Source organism: Tahibacter sp. (genome assembly GCF_035481375.1).
Classification (GTDB): Bacteria; Pseudomonadota; Gammaproteobacteria; order Xanthomonadales; family Rhodanobacteraceae; genus Tahibacter.
In genome coordinates, this window is the sequence record NZ_DATIGT010000213.1 from 1 (window position 1) to 6,239 (window position 6,239).

Genomic DNA, 6,239 nt, shown 5'->3' on the forward strand with positions numbered 1-6,239 from the left:
GAGCTGCAGGTCGACGCGGCCGCGCCATCCGCCACGGCGCCCGCCGCACCGGCCGTCGATGCGGGCATGGCCGCGGCGCCGGCGAGCGTCCCGTCACGCGCGCGGCCGCGATGGCGCCGCCCTCGCCTGCTCGCCGGCGCACTGATCGTCATGCTCCTCGGGCTCGGACTCGCGATGAGCCTGCACGATCCCTCGATCGGCGCCGAATACGACCTGCGCGCCGGCGACCTCGACGCGGGCCGCGGCGACACCGCCGGACTGCTGCGCCTGGCTTTCGCCGCCGAACGCGCCGCCGACACGGGACGCGCGCGCGAACTGCTGCTGCAGGTCGCCGAACTCGACACGCGCTCGCCGGTCGCGCCGGCCCTGCTCGCGATGCAGTCCTACGGCAATCCGCCCGAACTCGAACGCTGGGCCGCGCTCGCGAAATCGCGCGTACGCGACGAGACGCCCGCCTACACGCGGCTGCTCGTCGAGCTCGCCCGCCATCTGCGCGACAACGGCGACCGCGCGCGCCAGCTGCAGGACGCCATGCTCGACCTGCGTCCGAACGCCTGGCGCCTTCATCACGCGCTGGCTCATCACCACCTCGCACGCCGTGCGTTCGGCAAGGCGCTGACGGCCTACCGCAACGTGCCGCTCGACGAACTCGGCCCCGGCGTCGTCGTCTACGTGCTCGGCGACCGTGCCAGCCTCGGCGATGCCGACGCGGTCGAGGCGGAACTCGACGCCGGCCGCCTGCGCGGCGCGCCGATGCTGGAAACGTATGTCCGCGCACGCCTGGCCTACACGCGCGGCCGCTACGCCGACGCGATCGCCGCCGCCGACCGGTCGGTCGCGCTCGCCGATGCGGCGCGCGCCTACGACAACGCGACGAAGATGGCCGAACTCGGCGCGCTGTCCGCTTACGTCAGCGGCAGCGCCGACACCGGCGAACGCTTCGCGCACCTGCTGCCGCGCTGCGGCGAACTGCAGCGGATCTGCCGCGCACGCACGCTGGGATTTCTCGCCGTCGTCGCGATGCGCGCCGGCGAGCGCGAACTCGCGGCGCGCTATCTCGCCGACGCCTTCGGCATCGCGACACACGACTGGGAACAGGCGGCACTGCAGATGGCGGCGTTGCAATTCGGCATCGCCTCGCCGCGCACGACCGAGGACATCGCCGGAAAACTCGGCAGCCAATCCGACTACGCCGGCAACGCCGAACTGCTGCGCGCCTGGCAGGCGCTCGCCGACGGCGACCGCGACACGGCCGCGCGCCGCCTCGAACGCGCACGCGTCGAAGGCGTCATGGACACGTATTTCGCCGAGTACGCGCTGCTGCTCGGCGCGCGGCTCGGCGAACGCGTCGCGCCCTGCCGCGTCGACCCGCCGTTCCCGAACAGCCTGCGGATCACGGCATGCGCGGAGGTAGCAGGGAACCGAGGGTAGGGAATCGGGAATCGTCAGGAGCCAAAAGCGGGACACCGTCGCACGGTGCAGGCCGGAAGCAGCCGGCTGCCGCGCCGCGCTTTTGACGATTCCCCATTCCTGATTTCCGCCCTACCAAGGCCTCCACCACGGCCTCTTGCCGCTGCGATAGACGAAGCCGGGCGCGGTGCGGACGCGGTCGTCGAGGCGCAGCGTCGTCTCGACGCGATCGAGCAACGCGCGCGTGCGCGACAGCGCGTGGTCGGGAAAGCGCGCGTCGTGCGTGCGTGCGTCGGACAGGTTCCAGAGCACGGGCGCGCGCTGCGGGTCGCCGTAGGGGTCGCGCGCCCAGCCGAGCATGTCGCCGTGTTCGGACAGCGTGACTTCGCCGCTCGCGAGCGCGTGGTTGAGGATCGTCGATTCACGCACGCCGGCCGTGCTGCGCTCGATGCAATGGACGTCGACGACGAAACAGAAATCGCGGAACGGCAGCACGAGCGCGCCGAGATAGCTCATGCCGCTGGGCTGCTGCGGCACCTTGCAGACGATGCGGATCGCCTGGCAGCCGGCGATGCGCAGCGTGTCGGCTTCGATCAGGCCCGAGCCGTCGGCCACGGCGCGCTCGCGGTAGTAGCGCCGGACGCCGGCAACATCGGAGGGATCGGCAGCGAGTTCCGGCGGGCCGTCGTGAAAATGCACGCCGACCGTGTCGCCGGTGGCGGTGACCCACTCGCGCAGCGCACTGCCGGTATTGGTCATGCGCAGGCCGCGTATGTCGAAACGCAGCGATTCGGCGGACGTCAGATTCATGCGCCCGCCCTCCTGCCGGTCCGTCGCCGCCGGCATGGCTTCGCCATCGAAGTGCCGGATGCCTTCCTCGCGCGACGCCGTTTCCCTGGAATCACCGTTACTACCCTTTCGTGCGGACGGCGCATTTTTGCAGTTCATGCCGCACCGCGACAACGTGGGTGCGTACGACGCCGCGAAGACGGCCGCGCGACGGCGCCGCCGGTCCGGGCGTCGCGCACGCAATTTCCGCAACACGCAGGCATTTCCTGGACGCAGCCGCTCCCGCACCGGCGCGGCGGCGCAGGCGTCGCGCGATCGGAGGCGTGCACGCACGCCGTCGCGAGGACCGATACGCTAGCGGCCTCGTCGCCCCCGGAGCCCCGCATGAACCTCGAACGCCATCGCGAACTGCTCGACTTCGCCCTGACGCTGGCCGCCGCCGCGCAGGACGAAATCCTGCCGCACTACCAGCGCTGCGCCGCCGACCTCAAGGCCGACGGCACCGAGGTCACGCTCGCCGACCGCGCCGCCGAGCGGGCGATACGCGCGGCGATCGCGCAGCGTCATCCCGATCACGCCGTGCTCGGCGAGGAGTTCGGCGGCGAGCGCGGCGCGGCGCGGCAGTGGATCGTCGATCCGCTCGACGGCACGAGCGCGTTCGCGCTCGGCCTGCCGCTGTTCGGCACGCTGATCGCCTATGCCGAGCACGACGAACCGCTGGTCGGCGTGATCCATTTTCCGGTGCTCGGCGAAACCGTCTACGCCGCGCGCGGCCTCGGCTGCTGGTTCCGCGACCGCAACGGCGAGACGACGCGGGTTCGCGTGCGCGCGCCGGCACGGCTCGCCGAAGCTGTCGTGTCCGCATCGGGCGTGCACGCGAGCGATATCCAGCCCGGGCGCGACGGCCGGGCCTATGCGCTCGGCGCGCTGATCCGGCGCGCGAAGAAATTCCGCGTCTGCGGCGACTGCCTGCAGCACGCGCTGGTCTGCCGCGGCAGCCTGCACGCCGCGATCGACACGATCATGCAGCCCTGGGACATTGCCGCGCTCGTGCCCTGCATCGAGGAAGCCGGCGGCGTCTGCTCGGCGCTGGACGGACGGCGCGAGCAGGTCGTGTTCGGCGGCGGTCTCGTCGCGGCCTGCGATCGGGGATTGCTCGGCGACGTACTGAGCGTGCTCAATGCGAATACCAGCGACCTCGGGCCGGCCTGACCGATTCGGCTCTGCCCCTCGTCGCGTTTCCGACCGCACCTTCGGACACATGAACACTGAACGGCGGACACGCATCGCCGCGAGCTTCGGCATGCAGGGACTGATGACGACACTCGGCGCGCGTCTCGCCTTCGTATCCGAAGGCGAAGTCCATATCGCACTGCCGTTTTCCGACCGGCTCTCGCAGCAGCACGGCTACGTACACGCCGGCGCCATCACCAGCATCGCCGACGGCGCCTGCGCTACGCGGCGCTGACCAGAGCCCCCGCGGATGCCGACGTCGTCGGCGCCGAGTTCAAGATCAATCGGCTGCGGCCCGCGATCGGCAGGGTGCACGACGCCGGCACCAGCGAAGTACGCGCATTCGTCGATTCGTCCGCGCGCCCGGCAACGGGCACGGCGAGATCCCGATGCAGGGCGACGAGCCGGTTCCTGGTTGTGGATTTCTGGAAAAAACCGCATTGCACGGCGACGTGGTGCGCGGGCAACAGGGGCGATGCGGCAAGACGAAAACGCAGTTCGGCAGGCAGCGCGCGGCACCGGTTCCGTTCGAGCGGATCGCGCGCGCCGGCATCGTCGATTCGGGCGCAGTGCGCCGCCAACGTCTTGCACTCCGGCGTCGTGAAGAGCCCGCGAACGCGGCGGAAGCCCGGCTGCCGCCACGCGGCCTCGCTCGCGTCCAGGTCGCGGGATCGTCCGACGTCCGCACCATCAATGGTTCTATTCATCCGGTTCGAGACCGCGATGTCGTCTTCGCCGCGCTCAGCCCGGCCGGAACCGGCTCATCCGGCGCGCAGCGGCCAGCTGCCGAGCCGCAGGTGCTGCGTCTTGCCGAGCAGACTGTGGATCAGCACGAATTCCGACGCGATCCAGCGCACGGGCTCGACCGGTTCGGGTTCGAGCCGCTGCGGCGCGTACACGAGCGTGACGTGCGGTTCGAACGTCTTCGACACGCAGCGGCCCAGGCCGGCGCGCGTGAGTTCGACACCGAGCTGTTCGCGAAAGCGATGCAGTGCCTCGTTGCCGTGACTGGCCTTGAGCACGAGCGGCAGACGCTCGCGATTGCCGGAGAAGCTCGCGACTTCGTTCATCCGGATCGCGAACGCTTCGGCGCGGACTCTCCCGGCCGCGGCGACGACGGTATCGACGGTGCACTGCGACAGGCCGGCCCAGTCGCCGATGTGGAACAGCGTGATGTGCAGCCGGTCCGGCCGGTGCCGCGGCGCGCGAACGCCGTGGCGCGCGCAGACGTCCGCCGCGAGCGCGTCGATGCGCGCCGCGGTCGCGGCATCCGGGTAGATGCCGAGAAACAGCCGGTCGGTCGGCACCGGCGGCGCGGAGCCGAACAGCGACGACTGCTCCGGCGAAGACGCCGCGGACTGTGGAACGGGCGATCGTCCTGACATGGATTCGTGCATCGTGTTCCCTAGAGGCGAAAGCCGCCGCGATCGACGTCCGGCTCGCGTCGCGGCCACGTCGGGCACAACATCTCGACGACTTCCATCAACGCGAAGAGGCGTTCGAAGCGGTATTCCGCCGACGCCGTGCCCGACCGCAAGCCGCCTGCCGCGGCGAGCGGCGCATTGACCTTCGGATCACTCGTCAATGTCGAACTCCTGCGGCAACCGCCGCACCCAGTCGTCTTTCGCGAACAACGCGAATAGCCGGCCTGCGCATCTTCATCAACGTTATGCCGATTGACGCGCTACAGCTCGCGGATGTCTTCCCGGTCGTGTGCGCGGAACGGATTGCCGTAGTGCCTGCAGTCTCAAGCCCATGAGGCCTTCCGGCGAGTTTCATCGCGTGCGCCGCTCGGCCTTACATGTTGCGCCGGTACTCGCCACCGACGTCATACAGCGCATGGCTGATCTGGCCGAGGCTGTGCGTCTTGACCGCGTCCATCAGGCTTTCGAACACGTTGCGGCGTTCGCGCGCGGCGGCCTGCAGCGGCTTGAGGCCGCCGTCGGCATACGCATTTCGGCCCGCCTGATAGCTCGCGACGTTGTCGATCTGCTGGCCCTTCTCGCTTTCGGTCGAGCGGATCAGTTCGATCTCGGTGACGATGTCGCCGCCGTGGTCTTTCGGCAGGAAGGTGTTGACGCCGATCAGCGGCAGGCTGCCGTCGTGCTTCTTGTGTTCGTAGTAGAGGCTTTCTTCCTGGATCTTGCCGCGCTGGTACATCGTGTCCATCGCGCCGAGCACGCCGCCGCGCTCGCTGATCGCCTCGAATTCCCGGTAGACGGCTTCCTCGACGAGATCGGTCAGCTGGTCGACGATGAAGCTGCCCTGCCAGGGGTTCTCGTTGAAATTGAGGCCGAGTTCCTTGTTGATGATCATCTGGATCGCGACCGCGCGGCGCACGCTTTCCTCGGTCGGCGTCGTGATCGCCTCGTCGTAGGCGTTCGTGTGCAGGCTGTTGCAGTTGTCGAACAGCGCGTACAGCGCCTGCAGGGTCGTGCGGATGTCGTTGAACTGGATTTCCTGCGCGTGCAGCGAACGGCCCGAGGTCTGGATGTGGTACTTCATCATCTGGCTGCGCGCCGACGCGCCGTAGCGCTCGCGCATCGCGCGCGCCCAGATGCGCCGCGCGACGCGGCCGATGACGGTGTATTCCGGATCCATGCCGTTGCTGAAGAAGAACGACAGGTTCGGCGCGAAGTCGTCGATCTTCATGCCGCGCGCGAGGTAGTACTCGACGATCGTGAAGCCGTTGCTCAGCGTGAAGGCGAGCTGGCTGATAGGGTTCGCCCCGGCCTCGGCGATGTGGTACCCGCTGATGCTCACCGAGTAGAAGTTGCGCACCGCGTTGTCGACGAAGTACTGCTGGA

At 69.3% G+C, this 6,239-nt stretch carries 7 protein-coding genes; 3 read left to right on the forward strand and 4 right to left on the reverse strand.

Features of this window, described 5'->3' with window-relative positions; translation table 11 throughout:
* Window positions 1–1,431 (forward strand): hypothetical protein (locus VLF18_RS13945; protein WP_325280237.1); only part of this gene is annotated, 1,431 nt, incomplete at its 5' end.
* 111 nt (window positions 1,432–1,542) lie between these two features.
* Here the strand turns inward: VLF18_RS13945 and VLF18_RS13950 are convergent.
* Entirely contained in the window at window positions 1,543–2,220 is a 678-nt protein-coding gene (locus VLF18_RS13950) for a hypothetical protein (RefSeq protein WP_325280238.1), read from the reverse strand.
* A gap of 363 nt (window positions 2,221–2,583) precedes the next feature.
* Here VLF18_RS13950 and VLF18_RS13955 point away from each other — a divergent pair, with 363 nt between their 5' ends.
* Window positions 2,584–3,411: an inositol monophosphatase family protein gene (locus VLF18_RS13955; protein WP_325280239.1), complete on the forward strand. Its 828-nt coding sequence runs from the start codon at window positions 2,584–2,586 to the stop codon at window positions 3,409–3,411.
* Between the two features lie 49 nt (window positions 3,412–3,460).
* Window positions 3,461–3,667: a hypothetical protein gene (locus VLF18_RS13960; protein WP_325280240.1), complete on the forward strand. Its 207-nt coding sequence runs from the start codon at window positions 3,461–3,463 to the stop codon at window positions 3,665–3,667.
* A 526-nt stretch (window positions 3,668–4,193) separates the two neighbouring features.
* Here VLF18_RS13960 and VLF18_RS13965 read toward each other — a convergent pair.
* The 3 genes from VLF18_RS13965 to VLF18_RS13975 form a co-directional block, all read right to left on the reverse strand.
* Window positions 4,194–4,817 (reverse strand): 2'-5' RNA ligase family protein, encoded by a 624-nt coding sequence (locus VLF18_RS13965; protein ID WP_325280241.1) that lies wholly within the window; start codon window positions 4,815–4,817, stop codon window positions 4,194–4,196.
* A gap of 20 nt (window positions 4,818–4,837) precedes the next feature.
* Window positions 4,838–5,017: a hypothetical protein gene (locus VLF18_RS13970; protein WP_325280242.1), complete on the reverse strand. Its 180-nt coding sequence runs from the start codon at window positions 5,015–5,017 to the stop codon at window positions 4,838–4,840.
* Window positions 5,018–5,229: 212 nt separating this feature from the next.
* Window positions 5,230–6,239: methylmalonyl-CoA mutase family protein (locus VLF18_RS13975; protein ID WP_325280243.1), on the reverse strand; the 1,010-nt coding region annotated here is incomplete at its 5' end.